This window comes from Paenibacillus illinoisensis NBRC 15959 (assembly GCF_004000925.1).
Lineage (GTDB): Bacteria > Bacillota > Bacilli > Paenibacillales > Paenibacillaceae > Paenibacillus > Paenibacillus illinoisensis.
The window spans coordinates 215,890-242,101 of sequence record NZ_BIME01000005.1 but is presented as its reverse complement, the minus strand read 5'-3'; the positions used below and the strand labels follow the sequence as shown (position 1 = coordinate 242,101).

Genomic DNA, 26,212 nt, shown 5'->3' with positions numbered 1-26,212 from the left:
TCTTAAGAGTGCGCCTTATTTATTCGCTCCTGGGTAACAAAACCCGCCAACCTGAATTCACAAAACTTAACTAGCCCTTCAGTGCGCCTGCGGCCATACCCCGGACAAGCTGTTTCAACCCGAAAACAAGCAGCAACAGCGAAGGCAGGATAACTAGTGCCGTTCCGGCAAATACCAGGTTCCACGCCGTGGATTCCTGGAACTCCAGCATCGAAATCCCGATCTGTACCGTTCTCATCTCTGGCGTGTTGGTTACAAGCAGTGGCCACAGATAGGAGTTGTACATATTCAGGAATGAATAGATTGCAAGCGTTCCTAATGCAGGACGGGATAACGGCAGAACATGTGATACAAAATAGCGGATATGCCCGCACCCATCGATCTTTGCCGCCTCGAACAGCTCCTTCGGCAGCTGCATAAAGAACTGTCTTAACAGGAATGTGCCAAATGCCGTGGCCAGAAATGGCACGGTGAGCCCTTGGTAACTATCCAGCCATCCCCAACTGCGGATGGTTAGATAATTGGGAATCATGGTGACCTCCCACGGGATCATCATCGTTGCGACGAACATGCTGAAAATGATGTTCTTCCCTTTAAACTGCATTTTGGCAAAAGCATACGCAGCCATACTCGCTGTTATCAGCTGTCCAAGCATCGTCAGACCTGCAACCAGGAATGTATTTCCGATGAACGAGCCAATTGGTACGATATCAAATACCTCGGTGAAGTTGGATAAATCAATCGACTTCGGAATGATATGCGGCGGATAGGCACTGGCATCCTCAGGCGTCATGACGGCCATGAAAAAGGTATACAGCACCGGATACAGCACTAGCGCCGCACAGATGGTAAGCAATATATACAATAGCGATTTCGTCCACGGTGTCTTCATTGGTAATGCACTTTCCTTTCCACCCACTTGAACTGAATCAGGGTTAGCAGCATAATGACCGCGAAGAGGATGAGTGCCTGTGCACTTCCCGTTCCGAAGCGGAAATTCACGAAGGCTTCCTGATAGATGGAATAGACGAATACATTGGTACTGTCCATTGGGCCCCCACGGGTTAATATGTTAATCTGTCCAAACGACTGAAAAGCCCCGATGATCGATACAACTGTGACAAAAAACAGGGTCGGTGAAAGCAGTGGCATGGAGATTTTGCGAAATGTAAGCAGAGGTCCTGCACCATCAATCTTCGCACTTTCATAAATCTCATCCGGGATGCCCTGCAATCCGCTGGACAAGATAATGTAATTGAATCCGAGATTCATCCAGATCGTCATGATGGAGATGGAGACTAGCGCCCAATCCGGACTGGTCAGCCAGGGGATTGGATCGACGCCCACCTTGCTAAGCAAATAATTCAACATGCCCAGAGTCGGGTGGAACAGGAACTTCCAAATGACGGCCGATGAACCAACCGATAATACAACAGGCAGAGAGAACACAAACTGGAACAAGCGCATGCCCTTGAAACGGTTGTGAGTCAGTGCGGCCAGAATCAGGGCAGCCAGTATACCGGTTGGTACCGTGAACAGGACAAACAGCAGCGTTACTTTCATGCCCTGCAAAAACAGCCCCGACTGAAACACGGCCTTGAAGTTGTCCAGTCCCACGTAAGCCGCGATTTGGCCGGTTGGATCAGTGGAGTGCAAGCTCAGATAAACAGACTTGAACATCGGGTAAAACAGAAACACTGCAAACAAAAGCAGCGATGGTGCCAGGAAACCATAGGCCAGCAGATTTTCCCGCATCCGCTGTACTCGCAGCGAAGCTGTCCGGCGCTCTTTGGTATCGGATACGCGCCGTCTGGCGGCGGGCAAGCTGATCCGGTTATCAAGCTCACTCATCGGATTTTCTTCCCCCTTGGTCTATGCATTAGGTGTGTGAATGTAACTTATGCTTCATCAACACCACGTTATCTAGTGTAAAAGTCTAATGTCACAGCAAGATTCACTCAGAATCAACTTCACGTTAATCGTGGACAAGGGACTTTACCATATGAGCGAACATTCAGATAGACAGGTTGGAGGCTTATAAACGAACGAAAAAACCGCAGCAATCCCCATTCCGGGATATTGCTGCGGTTCATTGTGTAAACGAAATATAAACGGGGTTGCCGTAATATCCTCATCCTTTTTTTACAATAATCTACAATATGTCCAAATGAACTTGTTGATTTAGTTAAGATCATTGGCTAATAGCAATAGGATGGAAAAGGCTAAGTAATCGGTAGAATTCAGATAAGGCGCGACTGCTCAAAAGGCAGTGGCACAGCTCTATCGATTAAGATGATACGGTACCGTCGTCACAATCACGTCTTTATAATTAATCAGATAGGCCCGGATCATGAAGCTGGTTTGGTTATGCAGTACATTTTGCCACCAATGCTTGGTGATGAATTGCGGAATCAAAATCGTGATATGGTCAGTCTCAGCCGTTTTCCACTCCACGGTATCGATGAATTTCTTCAGCGGGCCCATAATGCTGCGGTATCTCGATTTGATAACAACCAGTCGCACACCCGGGTTCCATTCCTCCCACTTCTGCTCCATCTTGCGGATGGACTCATCATCGAATCCGATATACAAGGCCACCACATGATCCGACATCGTCTGCGCATAACTGATCGTGTTCATGACCACCCGCGTAATACCAGCTACCGGAATGACAATCGTATTGCCTTTTTGCGCTGGCTTATCAAGCTTAATATCAATGCGCAGCTCATCTGCGATATTGCAGTAATGGCGGTGAATACGCATGAAGACATATACAACGAGCGGCAAAAAGATAAAGATGACCCACGTTTGCGTGAACTTGGTGAAAATAAAGATCAAGGTGATCGACAGAGTGGTCAGCATACCGATTGTATTCACCAGCAGCTTCATCTGCCAGCCGGACGGTTTAACCTTGATCCAGCGTATCATCATGCCTAGCTGTGACAGGGTGAATGGGATAAACACACCCACCGCGTAGAGCGGGATCAGGCTTTCCGTATTCCCTTTGAACCCAACAACAAGCAAGGCGGACATGACACTCAGGAAAATAATACCGTTCGAGAAGCCCAGCCGGTCTCCCCTAACCATAAACATATGAGGCATATATTTGTCCTTGGCCATCATGAAGGACAGCAGCGGGAATGCGGAATACGCCGTATTCGCTGCCAGGAACAAGATGAGTGCCGTCACACCTTGAATGATAAAATACATCCATCCTCTGCCGAAGGTTGCTTCGGCAATCTGTGAAATCACCGTAGCATGGGGATCCGGCTTCACTCCGTAACCGAAGGCGAGCAACGTGATCCCGATAAACATAACCCCGAGAATACATCCCATGAGCATCAGCGTGCCAGCTGCATTTTTCTCAGCAGGCTGCTTGAAATTTGGAATGGCATTACTGACGGCCTCCACACCGGTCAGAGCGGAACAGCCGGAGCTGAATGCCTTCAGCAGCAGAAATATACTCACATGAGACAGACTTGTTCCGAATTCAGGCGCGGCTGCTTCCATGCCGCCTGTCAGAAACTTAATGCCGCCCGATATAATCAAAACCGCAATTGAAAAGATGAACAGGTAGATCGGAATGGCCAGTACGGAAGCCGATTCCGTAACCCCCCGCAAATTCATAATCGTCAAAAAAACAATCATTATTAATGCAATCACTACGCTGTAATCATGAAGTACCGGAAAAGCCGATGTGATGGCATCTGTCCCTGCAGATGAACTTACAGCAACCGTTAAAATATAATCGACCAGCAGTGATCCTCCAGCAATCAGGCTGGATGTTGTCCCCAGATTATCCTTGGCTACGATATACGCACCGCCACCTGTAGGATAAGCAAATATCGTCTGACGGTAGGAAAAAATTAAAATGACGAGTAATCCGAGTACGGCGATGGAAATGGGCACAGAATACCACAACGCGGCAAATCCGGCCGCTACGAGCACCAGCAAAATCTGTTCCGTTCCATAGGCTACAGAGGATAGCGCATCGGAGGACAGGATGGCGAGTGCCTTCCATTTCCCCAACTTTTCTGCATCCAGTTCAGCCGATTTCATCGGTCTGCCGATTAAGATTCTCTTCATTTTGCCAAGCATGATCATTACTTCCTTCCATCTCTCATCTGTGAAGCATTGTTATTATGCAAAATCCAAAGCTCCCTGACAATACGTCATTTCACCCGAAAATCGCCAGCGCGTGATAATGCATCCTACGATTCAATAATGGATAACAAAGCAGTTCTTTATCAGTGTTTTGAACTTTTTTGAACCAAAATGACGTTTGTTAGCCGAAAAATAAGAAATGGCCCTCGGTTCATAGAACCAAAGGCCATTCATTTTATAGAAGTTGAATGCATGTATTTATGAAGTAACTTACAGCAGTGGATACAAAATTCAAAAACCGTCCCTCACTAAAAATAATGGTTTGAAAAGTGAAGTTTTTTGCAGTCTACTTTGAACCGTGAAGGCTCAGCAGCGAATCTTGGGCATTAACCTCTCCATCTGCTTTAACCGGCAGCACTTGCTGGTAATTAGCAGAGTTCGTTACAATAATCGGTGTTACCGTAGCATATCCGGCAGCCTTGATTTGGGTAATGTCGAACTCTAGCAGCAGATCTCCAGCATTCACCCGATCGCCTTCCTTGATATGCGAGACAAAATGCTGCCCATCCAATTTGACGGTGTCCACACCGACATGAACTAATATTTCCGCACCGCTGTCGGATACGACAGCCAGTGCGTGTTTTTTCTTGAAGGCCACAGTAACCGTACCATCAAACGGAGCAACCACTCTTCCTACACTTGGCTCAATGGCAATGCCTTGACCCATAGCCCCGGAGGAAAAGGCCGGGTCCGGAACTTCGGTCAGATCAACGATTTTGCCTTGGATCGGGCTAAGCACCAGTTGGTCTGCTGCCTGCGTCGAGGGTGCCAATTGAACGGTTTTCTCGGCTGTACCGTCCTTTTTCTCTTCTTCACTCACCGGATCTTCAAAGCCCATAATATATGTTAATACTGCCGACACGATAAAGGAAACGACAATTCCGATAATTAATCCCGGGAAACCTTGACCGCCTGGGCCGTAGAAGATCGGCAGGGTCAGCAACCCCGGCGCACCAGATGCGAAAGCCTGGGTCCCCGCTTGGCCGATAATTGCGCCTCCGATCGCACCTCCGATAAGACCTGCGATAAATGGGCGTTTCAGCGGAAGCGTAACCCCATAGATCGCCGGTTCAGTGATCCCGAACAAAGCCGTCAGCGTGGAGGACCCTGCAAGGGTTCTCAGCTTTTTGTTCTTCGTTCTAAGCATGACTCCAAATGCAGCTCCCGTCTGAGCGAATACCGAAGCTGTTGTGGCAGGCTTAATGCCATCACGGCCGTGCACTGCGACGTTGTTGATGAAGATTGGCACCAAGCCCCAGTGCACCCCGAAAATGACGAACAATTGCCAGCCCGCACCCATAACGGCTCCCGCAAGCAAAGGACTGAAGCCAAATGCGGCAACCAGAGCTGAAGCGATGGCATTACCTACATATACACCGAATGGTCCAAATGCAATTAGTGTCAGCGGAACCATGATGACTAAGAGCAACAGCGGCGTAATGAAATTCTTGACGCTCTGGTGGATAACTTTACTGAACCATTTCTCCAACAAACTCATCACGATAACCGATATGATGATGGGAATAACAGTCGATGAATAACTCATCATAATTACCGGAATGCCAAAGAAATCGGTTGGTGTACCTTCATTTTTCAACGTAATAATGGTCGGATATATTAATGCGCCCGCAATGGTCAGCGCAACGAAAATATTCCCCTGAAATTTTCGCGCGGTTGTAACCGCTAACAGCATCGGCAGGAAGTAGAACAGACTATCTGCAGCAGCATAAAGGATAATATAGGTTGTGTCCGTTGTTACAAGCCAGCCTGCATTGCTGGCGATCAGCAGAAGTCCCTTCAAAATACCAGCTCCAGCCATAACACCCAAAAGTGGAGCAAAGATGCTTGAAATCACGTCGATAATGCCGCCAATACCTTTGACGGATTTACCCGGTTTTTCCTTGGGTGAGGAATCATCCAAAATGTTGCTCACTTTTCCGATAGCACTGTATACCTCGGGTACCGTGTTGCCAACGACAACCTGGAACTGTCCACCGTTCTCCTTTACGGCAATGATACCATCCAATTTTTCCAACTTGCTCTTGTCGGCTTTAGCGTCGTCTTTTAATACAAACCGCAAGCGCGTTGCGCAATGCACCAGGGAAACGACATTTTTCTCCCCACCGACCAGCTGAACGATATCTTTAGCCAGCTTTTCATGACTCATATTCTGCACCCCCATGTTTTTTGACGACAGGTCTTTGATTTTTTGCACACAAAAAACCTAAGCCTTGAAGAAAGGTGCACAATCGATGCATCCTTTTCATGGCTTAGGTTTTGCCTGCATAACCAGTAACAATCCCAGTTAAATCATATGTTCTTCCTGTTAATCACATAATATATTTATAAAACCATTTTTGTCAACATTTATTTATTAACGATTAACTACTCTTTCAATGTGCACCGTCAGATACAGTTTTTCCTCGTTTGTCAGGTCGTGATCGTATTCCTTTTTGACAAACATTTGGATTTTTTCCGTGCAGGCCGCTGCTTCTTGATGTTTCTCTTTAATCATGTCGTAGATATGGTCATAGTTGTTGTTATAGTGCGTTCCATTTAATACCCGCTGCGAGAAGAACTTCAGATGGGTGATGAACCGAAAATAGCTAAGGGATTCCTCGTCAAATTCCATCTTGAAATGATATTTCGCAATGTTGATGATTTGCTGAATGAATTTGGTCATGTTCATCGTGGTCACAACTTCTTCATTCATTTCTGCATTCACGATATGCAGCGCGATGAAGGCAGCCTCATCTTCGGGAAGCTCGTATCCAAGCCTGGATTTGATCTGTTCCAGCGTGTTCAATCCTAGAATAAATTCAGACTTATAGAGCTGCTTGATCTCCCATAGCATCACATTTTTGATATCAACACCTTCGCGATATCGTTCGATTGCAAAATGAATATGATCCGTCAAGGACACGTAAATATTTTCATTCAGGCTTCTCCCCATGTTATCCTTAGCATGGGTGATGACCTCTTCGACAATTTCGATCAGTTCGATCGGAACTTCACGCAGCAGCATTTTGAAATTATCAGAAGTCTGCTTATTCTTAAGGGCAAATACCTTCTGGATGCGGGTCTCGTCTACTTTATCTCCCGGTTTCTTCTTGAAGGCAATTCCTCGTCCCATCACGACAAGCTCAGCCCCGTCTGTCTGATATGTGCTGATTACATTGTTGTTAATGACCTTGGCTATTTTCACTTCCATCCCCCATTCACGATCCACTCGTAACTACAACCTATCGCGTTTTGGAGATGCAAAAAAAACCTGAAGCATCACAAAACGGAAAAACGTCCTGAAACGTTATTCTCGGAAGACGTACAGCTTTTTGCCTAAGGCAGTTAACGCCCTTGAGAGCGTAACTAACCGGTACGAACGACAAATAAACCGACGCCTAATTTTGCATGCTTAGGTTTTGCCTACATTATATGTAGTAACAATCCCAAAACGATATAATTGCGTAAAGTATATCGCGAACTTACATATATGTCAACGCTTTCACAGGAACCCTGATACTCAGAAGATCCACCAGCCGAGGTGAACCTTCCGAATTAACAAGCTATTGTCTTAAGCCTCCAAATCCGTACCTCCGGATGCAATTACTTTCTTATACCAATGAAAACTTTTTTTCTTGATTCGCTTCAATTCACCATGACCTGTGTTGTCGCGATCTACGTAGATATAACCGTAGCGCTTTTTCATCTCGCCGGACGATGCGCTCACGATATCGATTGGCCCCCAGCTAGTGTAACCGATAATTTCAACGCCATCCTGCAGCGCTTCACCCATCTCGGCAACATGCCGCTTCAGGTAATCAATGCGATAGTCATCGTGAATTTCTCCATTTGGCGCAACTTCGTCGTTGGCCCCAAGACCATTTTCGACCACGAAGAGTGGTTTTTGATAGCGATCATGCAGTTGATTGGCCGTTATGCGGAATCCCTTCGGATCGATAGTCCATCCCCAATCGGATTTCTCCAAATAAGGATTGGCGACTGATCCGAATACATTACCGCTGGTCATGTTTTTGACCACTTCCGGATCAGTACTTGTTGTTCGGCTGGAATAATAGCTAAATCCGATATAATCTACGGTATGATTTCTCAGAATGTCAGCATCCCCTGGTTCCATCACGATGTTCAGACCATGATCCTTAAAGAAGCGTTTCGCATAGCCGGGATATGCTCCCCGCGACTGCACGTCGATGAAGAAGTAAGACTCCCGGTCCTTCTCCATACCCTGGAACACATCGTCTGGATTGCAGGTATACGGATAGAAGCTGCCCGCTGCAAGCATGCAGCCAATCATGGCCCCAGGAATGATTTCATGGCAGGCCTTAACTGCTAATGCGCTTGCGACCAGCTGATGATGAGCTGCTTGATACTGAATTTCTTTTACATTATCCCCTTCCTTGAAAGCCAAACCGGCACCCAGAAACGGCAAATGCAACAGCATGTTGATTTCGTTGAATGTCATCCAATATTTAACCTTATCCTTGTAACGCGTAAATACGGTCTTGGCATAGGTTTCGAACAAATTCACCAGCTTGCGGTTTCTCCAGCTCCCGTACTTCTCAATCAGGTTGACCGGTACATCGAAGTGGGCAAGTGTTACAACCGGTTCAATTCCGTGCTTAAGCATTTCATCAAAAAGATGGTCGTAAAACCGCAACCCAGCTTCGTTTGCCGTCGACTCTTCCCCACTCGGAAAAATGCGTGCCCATGCAATGGAAACCCGGAGTGCCTTGAATCCCATTTCAGCAAATAGCGCGATATCCTCTGGATAACGGTGGTAAAAATCAATTGCTTCATGTGAAGGATAAAATTCTCCTTCCTGTGGCTTAAATCCCGGTACGTTCCCCTTCATGATGCTTCTGCGATTCTCTCCGGAAGGCAGGAGGTCCACGATGCTCAGCCCTTTGCCATCCTCTAAGTAAGCCCCTTCGGCCTGATTGGCGGCAATGGCACCACCCCACAAAAAGTTTTCGGGAAATTTGAAATTGCTCATACCGAACTCTCCTTTCAATTCCATTAAGTAATTTACAACCACGTCTCCGATCCAGGGCAACAAAAAAACCCGAACCAGCCTGTCTACACATATAGCGTAAACAAGCCAGCTCAGGTTATGCCCATATCGGTAACATTCCCAGAATGCATTATGCGGTTTTATAGAACTTTACCAAGATTTAGGACGGTTGTCAATTGCATTAATTTAGATGTTCTCCTAATACTTTTCTCACCAATTAGAAGCTTCTTAGGTGTTTCTTGAGAGCCGTCCTTTCCATGTGAATCGCAATCTCACCTGGTCTATCCGCTAATTTTTGAATTCAGTATACCTGCACGCGGGGTAACCCCGAACGCCTGAGCCAACGTGGTCAGCTGTTCGTCCGTAATTCGCTGCTGAATCTCATGGCCCGCAACCAACATGTAAACCTGAGCTGCTTTCTCAATCGTCTCAATGAGACCGAAGGCCTCATCGATGGTTGTTCCTGTCCCGAAGATCCCGTGCTGTGGCCAGATGACCGCATGAACTTCCTTCATTTTCTCCGCCGTCTCACGGCCGATTTCATTCGATCCAGGTACCATCCACGGGATGATGCCAACGCCGTCCGGGAAAACGACCACACATTCCGTACACATCTGCCATAGGGTTTTCGTGAATTTCACTTCATCCAGTTCGTGGATAAACGTCATCGCCAGCACGTTAGTGGCATGGTTATGCATGACCACCCGGTGGTTCGGGTCCACTTTCAGACGCTCAATATGGCTCATAAAATGCGTAGGTAGCTCACTCGTTGGATTCGCCCCGTTCTTCAATCCCCAGAGGACTTCCAGTTCTGCTCCATCATTCGAGACACGCAGCAAGCCCAGATTGCTCTCCGGATCCGCAAGTACATTTTTGAAATATTTGCCCGATGCGGTTACGATCACATATTTGCCTGCCAGTTCATGTACCGAAAAAGCGGGTTTAATCCGCCTTATAACCTGATGGACATCAATGTATCTTGCCACTTCTTCTTCCTCCAGCAGATAACTGACATTCCCTCCGTTGCGCTCATCCCAACCATTTTTCCACATATGCTGCGTAATCTCTGCCATCTCACGGATAAAGGGAATATTCCATCCCGGTGCTTGTGTCGCTTCGTTTCTAAGGGTCACGTTCATGATCATTCTCTCCTTATTTGGAAAATGTCGATCGATACGATTCACGTACATAGTAAGTTCCTTTTTTCACATTCATTATACCTTTGTTTATCTTTACCAGTCAATAAAAAAACCACATTTAATCTTTATTTATTTTTGTTTATATTTGATTTAGCCTATTATAAAACCACAACAAAAAAATACCCTGCCGGATTCCGGCAGGGCTAGTCACACATCTATCTAACACGAGAAGGGGTTTACAAGAAATATCTTACCCCCTCTACCTTAATAGAAGCTGAAAATCGCATAAAAAAACAATGAAAAACAGAACAACGCCGTATAGGTACAACTACTTCATGTCTGATTCCGACAATAAGTAAGACGGATGCATCTTGCCTGTCAGCTCGTAAAATTCATCTTTCTTATAAGTAAACCCCAGCTTCTGTAGCAGCCGTTTGGATACACCATTCTCTGGATGATGTCCTGCGAAGAGTGCATGAACACCCAATTGCTCAAATGCATAGCGGATAACAGCCTTCCCCGCTTCGAGTGCATACCCTTTCCCCCAGTGATCTCTGGTCAGGTGGACACCGAATTCATAGATTTTCTCCTCTGGTGCATAAGGACGTAATCCGCAGCACCCTACGAACACACCTGTTTCCTTATCAAAAAGTGGCCAGTACTGCACCTCCATCTCCCGCTGCCGTTCCATTTCCTGCGCGAGTCTGGCTTCGATCTCATCCTCGCTCATAAAACCCTTGCTGCTAATCCACTTTGCCACCTCGGGATCCCCCCAAAGTGCAGAAGCCAAGGGTCGGTCCTCCTCGCTCCAGATGGAGAATTGAAGACGTTCCGTTTCCAGAAATGTTTCTCTGCTCTTCAAGCCTGTTTTATTGGTTTGGTCCATATTCCTACCCCTCCTGCTTCTATGCATGCTTCTACGAATGACTCTACTATAAATTACTCGTATAGCTTCCCTCATAAACAGAAGGATTTATTATTAGAAATAACAGGCTGTGACTCTATTAATACCATCTATCTAAATTACCTCTCAATAAATAAGAAAAGCCCCTGTCGACATCTAGTCCGACAAGGGCTTATCAAAGCATGCTGCATTCATTAGAAATCAGATGTTGCGATTTGGATCGTACCGGTCGAAGCACCTGCAACCGTAGTTAACAAGGCAGCAACGAGCAGCAAATGAACCGACAACGTGAGACTGTTACCTGCAGGAATCGTATACGTGATCACGGGTGCATTGACACGAGTTACAACCAGTTCTACCGGAGCAGGTCCAAAGTTGTTGACCGTGATGCTGGCATTAGTACCTCCAAACAGATTTTCGTAATACGATTTCCCTACGCCAGCAGCCAAGTTGTAAAACTGTTGTGGTAAAAGGATGGCCATTGAAATCACCTCCTTTTGCTTTGATACGGTATTCTATGTTTGAAATCTAGCATTGTAACGGTAAATTGACCGTGGAACTACGTCCATTTTGATAGAATTCATAGTTTATATAGGCCACTAACACAAAAAAAGCCCTAAAGGAATCGACACAAGATGTGTCTGCCTTCAGGGCCTCATTACTATGCGTATAACATGAAAAAGTTTAACTCATGTCCTTGTTGCTTAAGATAGTTGTACAACTGGGAACGATGATGGAACACATGGGTTACCGTCTCAATTTGCCATTTCACCTGTACATGCCCATGTTCCATATAAAATGCTGTGGTGGATCGATTCAACAGATCTTCTTCACTCAGTGATACGATGTACGCTTTATATGTTTCAAAATTGCGCCACAGGGCCGCTTCCAGCTGTTCAATATCCTCAATACCAGATAGACTATTTTCTATTGTTCCAACTTCAGCTTCACTTTTCTCCTGCATGATGGCAAGGTCAGATGCCGTAATCTGGATCCAGTGGTGAACCAGCTCCACCAGTGAACGCATGTTTTCCTGAGGGCGATAAGCCCAGTCTTCCGGACGAATCAGGCGAATCAGAGAAGCTCCGGTCCGTACACCTGTCTCCAACTCATCCAACAGATGATCCCGAATTTGCATTGTTCCATTCATAGGTTAAGTCCCCTTTATTTTAAATTCTACATGTCCAGTATATACTATAGCTCGTCTGATCTATTGTACAATTCGGACAACATCCGGCGATGCTCGCTCGCAGCGGTCAGCGGGGTTTCTCCATATAACTTGCGAAATTGCCGAATTAGATGGGCCTGATCGAAGAATCCATGATTTTGAGCCAGTGCCGACCAGTCCATACGATGCCCCTGATGGATATCTCTCAGAACACAGTGAAACCGAACGACCTCGCTAAACCGTTTGGGGCTGATCCCCACCCATTCACCAAACTTGCGATGCAGCTGCCGCTCACTGACAACCTCACAGCTGGCCAGCTCTTTCACACTCATCTGCCCACCATGAACAAAGATTCGGTGCATGGCATTCTTCATCAAATCTTTCTCATAAGTACTTCCATCCCCAGATAATAGGCACAAATATGTCTCCATGACCTGCACTCTCTCTTCAAAATGCTTGGTCCCAGCCATTCGTTCGCGAAGCTCGTCGATGTTAGCTGGCCAGCATTCCTCCAAGGGGACGCGCCGGTCCGTGAAGAATTCTAGCGGCAAACCGTGAAAGTGACGTGCCCCACCGGGGAAAAATCGAACACCAAAGGTATAGTCTGCAGGCGGGTTGATCTCTACACTCACCGGAATGGCAAACGGTTCTGTATAATTACCACAGTAGGCAAAAGAATGCTTCTGAAGAACAGCATCATATGTTATCAGGATATCCGTACAACCATCAGGTAATACTCTGCCGGGCACACTCTCTAAAGGATTATAACCAGCATAAGAAGTAGTCCCCGATTCCCAGAAGCAAGCGATATAGGCTGTCATCGGGTAAGACGGTGGTTGTTCTATGTAATAGGTGTGTACATCGGTCCCATTCATCTGGATTGGCCTGAACAACGGGTGCAGCCTGGCGTCCACTGATAACTCCCCTCCAAAACCTAAGGATAACTAACTATTTCAATCACTCTACTATTTTCTCTATCATATCATCTCAAGAATAATTTAGGAAAAAAAGTGCCCTACCGGAGGACAATCCGATAGGGCCATTCACACATCTATTTAACACGAGAAGGGGCTTACAAGATTGATATTACCTTCACTACCTTAAATGAATCTGAAATTGAGATGAAAGGTATATCAAATTTTAGATGACTCTTGGGAGCGCCTCCCATCCTTATGTTATAGAACGAAACCAAGAGACCTCAAAAGAAGTCAGAAGAAACCTGTTTACATACGACGATCTCGATCCCGGACCCTCTCCGACAGGGAAAGATTGTCCTCCATTGTAAAGTGAAGATGTTTGGCACGCTTACCAGCCAAATTATCCAATCACTCTTCTTTGAACCAGTGATAAGGACCTGCAGGGTTGCAGTTGAACCATATCTTGGCCGCATCAATAGAACAACGAGCTGTTGCCTGGTCGATAAACGACTTAGGCATAAGAGAAACCTCGCCGACGAACATCTCTGCCAGCGTGATACCTTGAATCAGATCCTGTGAGCGTTCGTCCTTACCCCGAAGAGGAAAAACTGATTGCTTGTAAGCCCGAGAAACTGTCAAGATGTTGTCAGTCTTATTGTTATGCACACATGGTACCCACGACTGGCAGGCAAAATTGAATCCACTCCGCTTCGCAGTCTTCAGCACTCGTAACACTTACCAGTTCTTCCGGGTAACCATACTGCTAGGCAAAGCTCTATGATCTCGTTGCCAAGCCTACCATACACCTCCGCGTCTGCTGTACTACTGGCTCCTCGTTTGAGTGCCTTCCTTCAGGTCAGTTAATGTTATAAGCAACCGCATTGCGCTAATGATCGTTGCCCTTCTGTTTAATTCACTTCATGATCCAAGAATCTCAGCTCCCTATATTAAATTTCATATTCACTTTTAATTTCCAGAGACTTTTCTATTAATCCGAAGAATTACCACATTGCGGAAGAATCTATCGAATTGCCACATAATATATACCAAAACTTATTGGGGGTATGTTTTATGGCGAGACTGCTAGATGCTCGAACCTCTCAAAATGCGAGCTATGGTAATACAATCTCAATCCCCTTACCAGCCAATACTCCAGTTGCAATCGGGGAGGTTGGTCTAGATGTAACTGACGCAGATGGAAACATACGCGTACAATTATCAGGTATAGCGGAGCTCGCCTTTCCTACGACTCCACCATTTGACTCCGTGATTTCATTTTCCATTGCAAGAGGTACTGATTCCCTTGTTGCCTACGCCCTGTATTCAGTCAGTGTCTCAGAAGCAAACCCGAACGCTGTACAAGTCGTCACCATTAATGCATCTGATTTTGATGTGCCACTACCACCATCTAATGAATTGGTTTATACCTTATATCTTTTTTGCACAACAGATGCGACTCGGATAGGTATGGAGAGTTTTAATGCTGTTGCATACTCGGATTAAGCTACTGAACTGGCCGGACGTTAGCCGGACGTTAGCCCGACGCTATTCGCAATCTCGCGCCATATGACTCCTTGGTCCCGCTTCTGTTCAAAGAGATTAGGGAAATCAATTGGCATGTCGGGGAAGGAAGGACGCTCAGTGATGATGTACTGTTCAAGAGCATCTTTGTCGTTTTCACCCGAAGTCCCTTCCGAATCTCCTGCAGGTTGAGTTTGTTCGCCTTCCTCCTGAACTGCAGCTGCTTCCTGCTCCCCTTCTGTTTCCTCAGAGGTGAAGTCCATTTTCTTCGATTCAGACTGGATTTGGCTGTCATCTTTCATCCATTCCGGAATATCATCACCGTAGGGATCGTTCGTTCAGTAACGTAATCTTCAGAAGGATGTTGGGCAGACGCTTTTGTGTCGTCCTCATACGTTTTTTTAGACATCAACTTCCGTTTGGGCAGCTTCTCCGACTTGCTCAGCTGTGTTTTCCGTTTGCCTCCTGCTGCTCAGGCAGCTTGCGTTCCCCGTCAAACAGCCCTTTCCGCCATCCAAGTATGCACTACCGTCTGAAGGAGTTCTTGAGATTGAGCGACCCAATATCTAGTCACCGGATACCGGATACTTCAAATAAATCAGCAAAAATATTGATCTCATTATCTTCAATGGGACGTTTACCGGATTCAATTCTCGAGAGGACACTATTGCTCATACCAATTCGTTCTGTAAACACCAGCTGACTTAGTCCTCGTTCCTCCTATCTCTTTGCAGGAAATATAATTTTTTCGTGATTAAATAAAAAAAGGCTCCCTATTGGGAGCCTTTAAACTACTGGTTTTACAAGGTTTTTACACCTTTACTTACATCATTCCGCCCATTCCACCCATGCCGCCCATATCAGGAGCGCCAGCAGCGCCTGCAGGTTCTGGCTTGTCAGCGATAACCGCTTCAGTAGTCAAGAACATTGCTGCTACGGAAGCTGCGTTTTGCAGCGCATAGCGAGTTACTTTCGCAGGGTCAACGATACCTGCTTCGATCATGTTTACCCATTCGCCAGTAGCAGCGTTGAAGCCTACGCCGACTTGCTCTTTTTTCAGACGTTCCACGATGACAGAACCTTCTTCGCCAGCATTAGCAGCGATCGTACGGATTGGTGCTTCCAGTGCTTTCAGCACGATGTTCACACCTGTTTGCTCGTCACCGGACAGTGCTACACCAGCAACCGCTTGATATACGTTCAGGAGCGCAGTACCACCACCGGATACGATACCTTCTTCAACCGCAGCGCGAGTTGCGTTCAGGGCATCTTCGATACGCAGTTTGCGTTCTTTCAATTCTGTTTCAGTAGCCGCACCGACTTTGATTACCGCTACGCCGCCGGACAATTTAGCCAGACGCTCTTGCAGTTTCTCTTTGTCGAACTCGGAAGTTGTTTCTTCCAGTTGTGTACGGATTTGGCTAACACGTGCATCGATATCGGATTTGTTACCAGCACCGTCAACGATAATTGTGTTTTCTTTGGTTACACGGATTTGACGAGCTGTACCCAGTTGTTCCACAACAGCGGATTTCAGGTCCAGACCCAGTTCTTCCGTGATCACTTGGCCACCAGTGAGGGCAGCGATATCTTGCAGCATTGCTTTACGACGGTCACCAAAGCCAGGAGCTTTAACAGCTACAGCGTTGAATGTACCACGCAGTTTGTTCACAACCAGCATCGCCAGTGCTTCGCCTTCGATATCTTCAGCGATCAATACGAGTGGTTTACCTTGTTGTACGATTTTCTCAAGCAATGGCAGGATGTCCTGTGTGCTGGAGATTTTTTTGTCTGTGATCAGGATGTACGGGTTGTCCAGAACAGCTTCCATTTTGTCCGTATCTGTGATCATGTATGGAGAGATGTAACCGCGGTCGAATTGCATACCTTCAACCACTTCCAGCTCCGTTGCGAATCCACGGGATTCTTCAACAGTGATTACGCCGTCTTTGCCCACTTTTTCCATAGCTTCAGCAATCAGTTCGCCTACTTCTTCGTCAGCTGCAGAGATAGCTGCAACTTGTGCGATGGATTGTTTAGTTTCAACTGGTTTGGAGATGGATTGCAGTTCAGCAACAGCCGCTTTAACTGCTTTGTCGATCCCTTTGCGGATACCGATTGGGCTAGCGCCTGCAGTTACGTTTTTCAGACCTTCTGTGATCAGTGCTTGAGCAAGTACAGTCGCTGTTGTAGTACCGTCACCAGCAACATCGTTTGTTTTGGTTGCTACTTCTTTAACCAGTTGTGCACCCATGTTCTCGAATGCATCTTCCAGTTCGATTTCTTTAGCGATGGTTACACCGTCATTCGTGATGAGCGGGCTTCCGAATTTTTTCTCCAAAACCACGTTACGGCCTTTAGGACCGAGCGTTACTTTTACTGCGTTAGCCAATGCATCCACACCGCGAAGCATGGAGCGACGAGCGTCTTCACTAAATTTAATGTCTTTAGCCATGGTAAGAAAACCTCCCTAGTATATTGTAAAATGATCTTGCTATATGGTTCGGTTAACCGATTAAATTTGAATTAGTCGAGAATCGCGTGGATATCGCTCTCTTTCATAATCAAATATTCTTTACCTTCGAATTTGATTTCTGTTCCGGCATATTTGGAGAAGATTACGCGATCTCCTTCTTTCACTTCCAGAGCTACACGTACGCCGTCTTTCAGTGCACCCGCTCCAACGGCAATAATTTTGCCCTCTTGCGGTTTTTCTTTAGCAGAGTCCGGAAGTACGATCCCGAAAGAAGTTGTTTGCTCTTGCTCCAGTGGTTCTACCAATACGCGTTCACCTAAAGGTCTGATCATGAAAAATAGCCTCCTTTTGAAATTATATAACGTTGCATTGTAGGTTGTAGCCATATGTATTAGCACTCGACAGTGTTTAGTGCTAACAACCAACTTTATGATACTCAACTTGAAGCATGATTTCAAGTCCTTTTGAAGAATTCATGCGAGAATTTACGCTGCATTAACATCAGGACATCAAAACAGCGTGTTCAGCACCGCACCTCTTGTTGCGTAACCCTGTTACCGAGTCACCAATTAACTGTAACGGAATCACTAAACAGCCCTTCACCATTGTATCCATTGCTGGACAAAATATGCCTGCCTGTCCCAGAACGCAGATCTCTCCGCAATTCATTATACCGAGCATAGTCTAATTGAAAGCTGCAAGAACAAGAGCACAGGAAGGTTCACTTAACCTGCGCTCTGCTCATTGTTGGCACGTACATATCTGGCCTCTGCCGCTTCATCGGCCGCAAGCTGCTTGCGGTATACGATGGCAGACAGAAACACACTGATCTCATATAACAGGAGTAACGGAATCATAACAAGCAGATCGGATATGAAATCCGGCGGCGTCACAACAACTGCGATGAAGATCAGGACAAAATAGGCCACCCTCCGCATCTTTCGCAGACGGATTGGATTCAATATCCGAAGCCCTGTCAGAAACATGATGAGCAGCGGAAGCTCGAATAACAGCGATACCGGCAGCACAATTCCAAACAGGAAACTGAAATACTGTTTCATTCCATAGGTCTCCACAAGCCCCATCTTCTCCGTAATCGTGGAAGTGAAAGCGAGTGCCATCGGAAATACAACATAGTACGCAAAGGCCAGTCCAACCAGAAATAACAGAAATACATAAGGTACATACTTCAGTGTCGCTTTTCGTTCACGGGGCCGTAAGCCTGGACTTACAAACTTCCAGATCTGAAACACCGTAAAGGGCAGCGTAATAATCAATGAAAACAGACCGGCAATCTTCATATAGATCCCTATTCCATCCCAGAAGGAGAAGGCATGCAGCACAAACCCCTGAGCCGATTCCGCCTTCGTCAAATAGCGGTACACCGGATCTGCTACGAAGAATCCTGCCACCAGGCCCAGCACAAAAACGCTTAACACATAGATCAGCCGCTTGCGCAGCTCGCTCAAATGTTCCGTAATGGTCATTTCTTCATTCTGCTGCGTCATTCCTGCCCTCCATTATTGCCAGCTTAAAATACAAAACCCTTCCGGCAGGAAGGGATTTCTCATTCATTGCCGTCAGGTTACTCCGGCAGACGCTTGTCTACAGGCTTGGGAGCGGTCTCAGGCTCACTATCCACTGCCAGCGGCTTGGATTTCTCCTGCTCTTTGCGATTGGACGAATCATCCTCAGAGATGATTTCACGTGCGCCCTCTTTGAATTCACGGAAAGTACGTCCGACAGCACGTCCCAGTTCCGGGAGCTTGTTAGGTCCAAACAACAATAAAGCAATCACGGCCAGCAAAATAAAACCTGTTGGTCCAATGGAACTAAACATTGATATTCCTCCTCGTCTCAAGCTTCGAAGATGCGTACACTTGGCCCTACACTCATAGATGGATCTGCTGTAAATTTACAATTAAGCCCATCATACCACAGATGTAACCACTTACATAACCCGCAAAATCAACTAAGGAGTATAAAAGAAACGATTTTTAACTCAACATCTTTCCAGGTTGATTGCCGTTATTGCTTAAATTGCCCTGTAACCATCAGGAGCGCTTCGGGAAGCTGATCCATAATCGCAGCCAGATGCTCATGCACACCCTTCGGTGTACCCGGCAAATTGACAATCAGCGTACGTCCACGAATCCCGCACACGCCCCGGAACAGCATGGCGGAACGATTTTTGCTCATCACGCTGTATCTCATCGCTTCTGCCATTCCCGGAACTTCACGTTCAATGACCCGACGCGTGGCTTCCGGTGTAATATCACGAATCGCCAGCTCCGTACCTCCGGTTGTTAGTACAAGGTCGGCATGAAAATAGTCTGTCATCTCAATCAAGGCCGCAATAATCTCATCGGGTTCATCCGGAACGATGCGGTATTCCACGATCTCCCCACCCAGTTCTTCTTCCACTAGCTCCCGGATTACTTGTGCACTCGTATCCTCACGTTCCCCGCGGGCCCCTTTGTCGCTGGCTGTCAGGATTGCTGTTCTCCACACCATAAAGATCACCCTTCTCCTCTATGAAAATAAATGTCCCTTATCGGTTGAAATCACCGTTTTTGCCACCACTTTTGGATTGCAGCATCGTTGGTCCGATAATCATGTCTTTTTGCAATGCTTTGCACATGTCATAGATCGTCAGTGCCGCCGCTGAAGCCGCCGTGAGCGCCTCCATCTCGACACCGGTTTTGCCTTCTGTTTTGACCGTGACCCGAATCGATAGTTCGTCCAGTCCGTTGTCCTCAAAACGAATATCCACACCATTCAGTGCCAGTGGATGGCACATCGGAATCCAGTCTGACGTTTTCTTGGCGCCTTGAATTCCTGCGATTTGAGCCACGGCGAGCACATCGCCCTTCCCGATCCGTCCCTCCCGAATGGCTTCCAGAGTGGAGGGGTTCATCGTTACTTTGGATACGGCCACTGCCGTACGCACAGTTACTTCCTTGCCCGAAATATCCACCATACGGGCACGTCCCTGCTCGTTAAAATGTGTCAGCTTGCCTTCACTCGTATCCGATCCATTCCTTGCATTGGAGTTCAATACCATCACAACCCTTTATTCGATATGTAGTATTCCTTCGGTTGTTATCAACAGATCCATACGCAGATCAAACGGGTCCATCGGAATGTCATCCTGCAGTTGTCCCGGCAAGACGAGTGCAGCGAGAAGCGGCCTTTTCCCTGCCTTGAAGCATTCTTCTTCAAGCTGCTCGGCAAATCGGTCATAATAACCGCCACCATAACCAATTCGTCCGCCATGAAGATCATATCCGAGGCCGGGTACAATGACGAGATCAATATTGGGCCATTCCTCACGCTGAAGCACCTCGCAGGTGTCTTTGGGCTCCGGGATCCCCCATACGCCAGGCTCAATATCGTGCTCTCCGGCCACCCGCCTTAATTCCATACGGGCTGGATTCGCCAGTACTTTCGGTGCGAACATCCTGTCGCCGTGCTTCCAACCATCCTCAAACAGAAAGGCCGTGGATGCTTCGCTTCTATAAGACAAGTAGCTGAAAATCGTCAACCTCTGCTTGTCCTGCCGAAGTCGCTGCAGCTCCTGTTTAGCCACAAGACTAACTTCACTCATGGCGTGCTGCCGAATTGCCTCATCCATCAGATCACGACTCTTCATCAGTCTGGAACGAAGCTGGCTTTTGGGTTCCGTCCGGTCCTGCATGTTCCTGAATAACCTCCTGTTGATGTGGAAGGTAGTAAAAAAGCGTCAATTCAAAACAATTATATGTTAAGACCAGTTGTCGTCTCGTTGAAAAAATTAAAATGAGTGATTTTCTGCAAAATCCTCATATATTCACATGTCTTCTTTCAGTTTATCATTAGTTGAGCAAAAAGACTACACGCCGGGGCGCTCGTTATCGGTGCATTTGATCTGTATTTCATGTAAACTGGAATGTAGTTGAGTAATCAAGAACTGGACCTATGGAGGAACTTAATTATATGCTGCTGCAAGTATCCGGAATTATTAAACGTTATGGTGTCGATCCGATTCTGGACGGCGTGAACTTACAAATATTAGAACGTGAACGCATCGGACTCGTGGGCGTGAACGGTGCGGGGAAATCCACCCTGCTCAAAATCATTGCGGGCGAAATGTCCTATGATGGCGGACAGATTTTCAAATCCAAAGAGACAACCCTGGGTTATCTCGCCCAGAACAGTGGTCTGCAATCCGACCGCTCCATCTGGGAGGAGATGATGCATGTCTTCTCTCACCTGACCCAGGCTGAGGCTGAACTGCGGAAGATGGAACAGGATATCGCCGATCCGGCCCAGATGGAGGACGAGAAAAAGTATGCGGACCTGCTTGAACGCTACGCCCAGCGTTCGGACTGGTTCAAGGATCACGGCGGTTATGCGATGGAAACGCGCATTCGCAGCGTCCTGCACGGAATGGGCTTTGGCGAGTTTTCACCAGATACTCCGATTGCTACCCTAAGCGGCGGACAAAAGACACGTCTTGCACTTGCCCGCATCCTGCTTCAGGCACCCGACCTGCTCATGCTGGACGAGCCTACCAACTATCTGGACATTCCGACCCTGACGTGGCTGGAAGATTATCTAAGAGGTTATTCAGGGGCACTGCTCGTTGTATCCCATGACCGGTATTTCCTTGATCGGCTGGTGACCACCATTGTGGAGATCGAACGGCACCGCTCCAAAAAGTACACAGGGAATTACAGCCGTTATATGGAGCTTAAGGCAGCCGAGTATGAGAGTCAGATGAAACAGTACGAGAAACAGCAGGATGAGATCGCCAAGATGGAGGACTTTGTACAGAAAAATATTGTACGTGCATCCACGACAAAGCGTGCTCAGAGCCGCCGTAAAGCGCTGGACAAGATGGAACGATTGGACAAGCCGATGGGTGACTTGAAGAAAGCTCATTTTTCTTTTGAGACAGCCGTCATGTCAGGTAAGGAAGTGCTTCGTGTGGACGATCTTTCCGTCGCTTACGATGAAGCTTCGCCATTATTTCGCAATGTCTCATTCGATCTTAGACGCGGGGAAACGGTAGCGCTGATCGGACCGAACGGGATCGGGAAATCCACGATGCTGAAATGCCTCACCGGAAGTCTGCGCCCGGTAAGCGGCCAGATCCAGTGGGGAACCAAGGTGCAGATCGGCTATTATGATCAGGAGCAAACGGGGCTAAACCCCAACAATACGGTTCTGGAGGAACTGTGGAGCGCATATCCCGGCATGGAGGAAGCACGAATTCGCACCGTGCTTGGCAACTTCTTGTTCAGCGGAGATGATGTACTCAAAAAGATCTCCTCGCTGAGTGGCGGTGAGAAGGCTCGTGTCTCCCTCTCCAAGCTCATGCTCAAGGAAGCCAACATGCTGATTCTCGATGAGCCTACCAACCATCTCGACCTTTTCGCCAAAGAAGTGCTGGAAGCAGCGCTCATGGATTATGAGGGCACACTGCTGTTCATCTCTCATGACCGATATTTCCTCAACAAAATGGCTGAACGTATCGTGGAGCTGCATCCTGGAGGAACCGAGCATTACCTCGGAAACTATGATGACTATATTGAGAAGAAGCAGGAGCTTGAGGACATCGCACGCGAAGCTGAAGAAGCAGCTCTCTCTTCCTCTAAGCGGTCTGTGAAACCAGATCAGGAACCAACTGAGAAATCTGGAGCCGCTTCATTCGAAGCTGACAAGCAGGCCAAGCGTGAGGAGCGTAACCGGCAGCGGAAACAGGAAGCAATCGAACAGCAGATTGCCCAACTGGAAACGGAAATTACGGAGCTTGAATCCCAGATGGCCCTTCCAGAGGTATATCAGGATTACATGAAGCTGCAGGAACTTCAGGGAGACGCGGAAGCACGGAAGCACCAGCTGGCCAAAGCGTATGAAGATTGGGAAATCCTCGCGCTTGAGTCTTGATTTCACACCTCGTCTGCATCCGTATTGGGCTCATGTGCAAGTTAAGTTAGTAAAAACAGAAATAGTAAAAGCCGACTCCTTCACCGGATCGGCTTTTTTGTTGTTTTTGCTTTAATATGAATCACTTCAGAAATTAATTTAGAGATTTTTCATTTGTCAAATTTACTCGAATGGTGAAAAATATTTTTACTTTACTCCATTTCATGTTTATCCACAGAAAAGCAAGATAGCAAGCAGTTTAATGAAGTTAATTATACAGCGGTAGAATCGCATTTTTGAACAAAAACCATATTTATCCACCAAGTTATCCACGTTATCCACAAGTTTGTGGATACAATGGGTGTATACTATCCCCTAAACCCTTTTAGTTTCGAAAACATTGCTGGATTGACTTTGGTTCAGTTACCCACAAATTATCCTGAATATGTGGATAACTATAATCACACCTTGACAGATCGCTTTTTACTTATATAGATTATCTCGCATAATCAGACAAAAGCAGACCTTCCAATCTAAGGTCTGCTTTTCGATTTCTGATAAGTCACTTTACTCTTTTTCCTTGCTTAATCAACCTTTTCTATACGTGTACAGACTTGTCGCTTTCCGTTGACTCTGCCTTGAGTCCCGCAGCGTTACATGCTGCCACATAGGCAAGACCTGCTGCCATAACAATATCATTGTGCGTAGCCGTTCCTCTGAATTCCCGTCCTGCTCGCTCCACGGCAACAGCCGCCTCTGCTGTCGCCTCTTCTCCTCCGCTCAGCGCATGGATTTCCATATCCACGAAGCTGATATCATCGGAAATGCTCTGACCGATCGCACGAATGGCTGCTTCTACCGGTCCGCTGCCAACGGCAGAATACGTCTGTTCGCCCGCACCTGTCCGGATCCGAACGGCTGCCATCCGGTCTGTCATGCTGCCTGCCGTTACCTGCAGTTCAACCAGCTCATAATCCTGCGCAGGAATGTTCATCGTTTGGCTGACCATTTGCAGCAGCTGATCGTCACTGACCACTTTTTGCTTGTCAGCCGTTTCCTTGAATACTTCGTACAGCTGTTCCATTTGTTGTTCATCCGGTTCGAAACCGTATTTGCGAACACGGTCTTTCAGAGCGTGACGACCCGAATGTTTCCCCAGAATGATCATGCTGCGCGGAATACCCAATGCTTCAGGATCCATGATTTCATAGGTGTTCCGATTCTTCAGCAGTCCATCCTGGTGAATTCCCGATTCATGCTGGAACGCATTGCGTCCGACCACCGGCTTGTTATAAGCAATCGGGAAGTGCATGGCCCGGCTGATCTGGCGGGACGTCTCGTATAGCTGATTCAATTGGATATTCGTTGTGGCACCAATGGCATCTCCTCGTGTCTCCAGTGCCATGATCAGCTCCTCCAATGCACAGTTACCTGTACGCTCACCAATTCCGTTGATCGTTACTTCGATCTGGGAAGCCCCGTTCGCGATCGCAGCCAAACTGTTAGCCACTGCAAGTCCCAGATCATTATGACAGTGGGCGCTATACCGTACTTGATCGCCACCTCTGGCCCCCTCGCGGACACGGCGGAACATCTCTCCGTATTCATGCGGCAGCGCGTAACCGACGGTATCCGGCAGATTGATGATGCTGGCCCCAGCTTCAATAGCTACCTCAATCATCTCGATCAGGTCATCCATCTTGGTCCGGGCTGCATCCATCGCCGTGAATTCTACAATGTCGGTAAACTGGCGTGCGTAGGACACCATCTCCCGTGCAGTAGCAACAACCTCACTGCGCGGACGACGCAATTGGTGCTCAATATGGATATCTGACGAAGAGATGAACAGGTGAATCCGGCGTCGTGCAGCATCAGCTGTTGCTTTCACTGCAGCGTCTATGTCTCCTTTGACCGCACGGGCAAATCCGCAAATTTCCACATTTTGCAGTTGTCTGGATATCGCCTGAACCGCCGCGAACTCACCTGGGCTGGAGATCGGGAATCCAGGCTCAATGACGTCAATCCCAAGCGCAGCCAGCTGGTGAGCCAGCTCAATTTTTTGTTCAGGCTGCAGACTGGCTCCAGGTGCCTGTTCTCCATCACGCAGTGTGGTATCAAAAATCTCAATTTTCCGCTTGTTCATTTCCGTTGTCATTATACTCCGCCTCCATTAATTTCAATGTATGTGTATTCCATGATAAACATTATCTATGCTGGTTTTTTCTCTCCTGAGCGCACGTCGACTTGCACTCCTGAATTCAATACCTATTCAACATTCAAAACGATGCTCTTCCACACCCACCCATTTGCTGCCGGCAGCAAAACAAATAACCCGCCATCTCATCTAAGAGACGGCGGGTTATATCCCCTCCGCGGTACCACTCTTGCTTGACGATTCCGGCTTGCGCCAGACATCATCCACCTCGTCGTCTCCAGGCTCACCATCACTGCGCTGTCCATAGCGCTGCTTGATGGATCAATCTGGAGAAACACCTTATAACGGTGGTCAGCCGTTGCTGTGTACACAGGACTTCCTGTTTCCACAGCTCCGTTCCCGGGCGAGATTCAAACGATTCCAGCCACTGCGTCGCACCACCCCGCAGCTCTCTGAGCGCTTCATCGTTTTACTGCTCCCGTTCATTACATTTATCGTATGTAGTAACCCTTTTGTTCAATCAAAAAAGCCTGCCATCTCTCGCAATAATGCAAGAGACGACAGGCTGTAACCATCGCGGTACCACTCTTGTTGACTTTCCATGCTCCCAAGGCAGCTACCGTATGCGTCCATACGGATCTATTTCCTCAAGGATGAAAAATCCCCTTGTTATTGCCGAGTTCTTACCTGACATTCAGGTCATCTGCACGGCAACGGCCCTATCACGGAGGCAATCCGTAACGATGTACTTTCTCATGACCTGTTCGGCCTTCGGATCCTCCTGGGGAGTTTCCGTGTTCCATCGTTCCGCTTCCAGGCGAGTTTCAGG

The 26,212-nt window shown here is 47.2% G+C and carries 23 protein-coding genes, 1 pseudogene and 2 other annotated features (1 of these 26 cut by a window edge); of the genes and pseudogenes, 2 read left to right on the top strand and 22 right to left on the bottom strand.

The genetic code is table 11. The annotated features are described in order from the left end of the window. Positions 1 to 70 precede the first annotated feature (70 nt). From PIL01S_RS14920 to PIL01S_RS14865, 12 genes are all read right to left on the bottom strand, one after another. The gene (locus tag PIL01S_RS14920) at positions 71 to 892 is read right to left on the bottom strand and encodes a carbohydrate ABC transporter permease (protein ID WP_127538173.1); all 822 of its coding nucleotides are present in this window, start codon (positions 890 to 892) and stop codon (positions 71 to 73) included. Further along, on the bottom strand, positions 889 to 1,851 hold the full coding sequence (locus tag PIL01S_RS14915) for a carbohydrate ABC transporter permease (protein ID WP_127538172.1): 963 nt from the start codon (positions 1,849 to 1,851) through the stop codon (positions 889 to 891). The genes PIL01S_RS14920 and PIL01S_RS14915 overlap by 4 nt, the downstream gene beginning before the upstream one ends. A 429-nt stretch (positions 1,852 to 2,280) precedes the next feature. Beyond that, complete coding sequence (locus PIL01S_RS14910; protein WP_127538171.1) at positions 2,281 to 4,098, bottom strand: APC family permease; 1,818 nt, start codon at positions 4,096 to 4,098, stop codon at positions 2,281 to 2,283. A gap of 352 nt (positions 4,099 to 4,450) precedes the next feature. Continuing rightward, positions 4,451 to 6,331: a beta-glucoside-specific PTS transporter subunit IIABC gene (locus PIL01S_RS14905; protein WP_127538170.1), complete on the bottom strand. Its 1,881-nt coding sequence runs from the start codon at positions 6,329 to 6,331 to the stop codon at positions 4,451 to 4,453. Between the two features lie 207 nt (positions 6,332 to 6,538). Next, a complete protein-coding gene (gene licT, locus PIL01S_RS14900; RefSeq protein ID WP_127538299.1) occupies positions 6,539 to 7,369 on the bottom strand; it encodes a BglG family transcription antiterminator LicT in 831 nt (276 codons plus the stop codon). Positions 7,370 to 7,735: 366 nt separating this feature from the next. After that, positions 7,736 to 9,175 (bottom strand): 6-phospho-beta-glucosidase, encoded by a 1,440-nt coding sequence (locus PIL01S_RS14895; protein ID WP_127538169.1) that lies wholly within the window; start codon positions 9,173 to 9,175, stop codon positions 7,736 to 7,738. Between the two features lie 299 nt (positions 9,176 to 9,474). Beyond that, positions 9,475 to 10,332: a rhamnulose-1-phosphate aldolase gene (rhaD, locus tag PIL01S_RS14890; RefSeq protein WP_127538168.1), complete on the bottom strand. Its 858-nt coding sequence runs from the start codon at positions 10,330 to 10,332 to the stop codon at positions 9,475 to 9,477. Between the two features lie 328 nt (positions 10,333 to 10,660). Continuing rightward, a complete protein-coding gene (locus tag PIL01S_RS14885; protein WP_127538167.1) occupies positions 10,661 to 11,218 on the bottom strand; it encodes a GNAT family N-acetyltransferase in 558 nt (185 codons plus the stop codon). 212 nt (positions 11,219 to 11,430) lie between these two features. Beyond that, on the bottom strand, positions 11,431 to 11,718 hold the full coding sequence (locus PIL01S_RS14880; RefSeq protein WP_127538166.1) for a hypothetical protein: 288 nt from the start codon (positions 11,716 to 11,718) through the stop codon (positions 11,431 to 11,433). Between the two features lie 179 nt (positions 11,719 to 11,897). Beyond that, on the bottom strand, positions 11,898 to 12,386 hold the full coding sequence (locus tag PIL01S_RS14875; protein ID WP_127538165.1) for a DinB family protein: 489 nt from the start codon (positions 12,384 to 12,386) through the stop codon (positions 11,898 to 11,900). 44 nt (positions 12,387 to 12,430) lie between these two features. Continuing rightward, a complete protein-coding gene (locus PIL01S_RS14870; RefSeq protein WP_127538164.1) occupies positions 12,431 to 13,318 on the bottom strand; it encodes a helix-turn-helix domain-containing protein in 888 nt (295 codons plus the stop codon). Positions 13,319 to 13,729: 411 nt separating this feature from the next. Next, positions 13,730 to 13,960 (bottom strand): hypothetical protein, encoded by a 231-nt coding sequence (locus PIL01S_RS14865; protein WP_127538163.1) that lies wholly within the window; start codon positions 13,958 to 13,960, stop codon positions 13,730 to 13,732. Between the two features lie 432 nt (positions 13,961 to 14,392). Here PIL01S_RS14865 and PIL01S_RS14860 point away from each other — a divergent pair, with 432 nt between their 5' ends. Beyond that, positions 14,393 to 14,824 (top strand): hypothetical protein, encoded by a 432-nt coding sequence (locus PIL01S_RS14860; protein WP_127538162.1) that lies wholly within the window; start codon positions 14,393 to 14,395, stop codon positions 14,822 to 14,824. Between the two features lie 20 nt (positions 14,825 to 14,844). Here the strand turns inward: PIL01S_RS14860 and PIL01S_RS14855 are convergent, their stop codons facing one another. The 9 genes and pseudogenes from PIL01S_RS14855 to PIL01S_RS14815 form a co-directional block, all read right to left on the bottom strand. Next, positions 14,845 to 15,144 (bottom strand): hypothetical protein, encoded by a 300-nt coding sequence (locus PIL01S_RS14855; protein WP_127538161.1) that lies wholly within the window; start codon positions 15,142 to 15,144, stop codon positions 14,845 to 14,847. A 268-nt stretch (positions 15,145 to 15,412) separates the two neighbouring features. Further along, positions 15,413 to 15,550 (bottom strand): annotated as a pseudogene (locus PIL01S_RS30180) (helix-turn-helix domain-containing protein); the annotation flags it as partial. A gap of 115 nt (positions 15,551 to 15,665) precedes the next feature. Next, positions 15,666 to 17,297, bottom strand: a complete 1,632-nt coding sequence (gene groL / locus PIL01S_RS14845; RefSeq protein ID WP_127538159.1) for a chaperonin GroEL — start codon at positions 17,295 to 17,297, stop codon at positions 15,666 to 15,668. Between the two features lie 71 nt (positions 17,298 to 17,368). Beyond that, on the bottom strand, positions 17,369 to 17,650 hold the full coding sequence (groES, locus tag PIL01S_RS14840) for a co-chaperone GroES (protein WP_090918205.1): 282 nt from the start codon (positions 17,648 to 17,650) through the stop codon (positions 17,369 to 17,371). A gap of 393 nt (positions 17,651 to 18,043) precedes the next feature. Continuing rightward, on the bottom strand, positions 18,044 to 18,826 hold the full coding sequence (gene tatC, locus PIL01S_RS14835) for a twin-arginine translocase subunit TatC (protein WP_110821396.1): 783 nt from the start codon (positions 18,824 to 18,826) through the stop codon (positions 18,044 to 18,046). Between the two features lie 77 nt (positions 18,827 to 18,903). Next, positions 18,904 to 19,158: a twin-arginine translocase TatA/TatE family subunit gene (gene tatA / locus PIL01S_RS14830; protein WP_127538158.1), complete on the bottom strand. Its 255-nt coding sequence runs from the start codon at positions 19,156 to 19,158 to the stop codon at positions 18,904 to 18,906. A gap of 188 nt (positions 19,159 to 19,346) precedes the next feature. Beyond that, positions 19,347 to 19,832, bottom strand: coding sequence for a MogA/MoaB family molybdenum cofactor biosynthesis protein (locus PIL01S_RS14825; RefSeq protein ID WP_095289023.1), 486 nt, complete (start codon positions 19,830 to 19,832; stop codon positions 19,347 to 19,349). Between the two features lie 37 nt (positions 19,833 to 19,869). Then, on the bottom strand, positions 19,870 to 20,376 hold the full coding sequence (gene moaC, locus PIL01S_RS14820; protein WP_281280800.1) for a cyclic pyranopterin monophosphate synthase MoaC: 507 nt from the start codon (positions 20,374 to 20,376) through the stop codon (positions 19,870 to 19,872). Positions 20,377 to 20,391: 15 nt separating this feature from the next. Then, positions 20,392 to 21,015 (bottom strand): 5-formyltetrahydrofolate cyclo-ligase, encoded by a 624-nt coding sequence (locus PIL01S_RS14815; protein ID WP_127538157.1) that lies wholly within the window; start codon positions 21,013 to 21,015, stop codon positions 20,392 to 20,394. Positions 21,016 to 21,293: 278 nt separating this feature from the next. Between PIL01S_RS14815 and PIL01S_RS14810 the strand changes: the two genes are divergently transcribed. Then, a complete protein-coding gene (locus tag PIL01S_RS14810; protein WP_127538156.1) occupies positions 21,294 to 23,249 on the top strand; it encodes an ABC-F family ATP-binding cassette domain-containing protein in 1,956 nt (651 codons plus the stop codon). A 577-nt stretch (positions 23,250 to 23,826) separates the two neighbouring features. On the opposite strand, the gene PIL01S_RS14805 is transcribed toward PIL01S_RS14810, so the two are convergent. After that, positions 23,827 to 25,383 (bottom strand): 2-isopropylmalate synthase, encoded by a 1,557-nt coding sequence (locus tag PIL01S_RS14805; RefSeq protein ID WP_127538155.1) that lies wholly within the window; start codon positions 25,381 to 25,383, stop codon positions 23,827 to 23,829. A 189-nt stretch (positions 25,384 to 25,572) separates the two neighbouring features. After that, positions 25,573 to 25,878 (bottom strand) — a binding site (T-box leader). A gap of 55 nt (positions 25,879 to 25,933) precedes the next feature. Next, positions 25,934 to 26,212 (bottom strand) — a binding site (T-box leader); it runs 79 nt beyond the window's last position.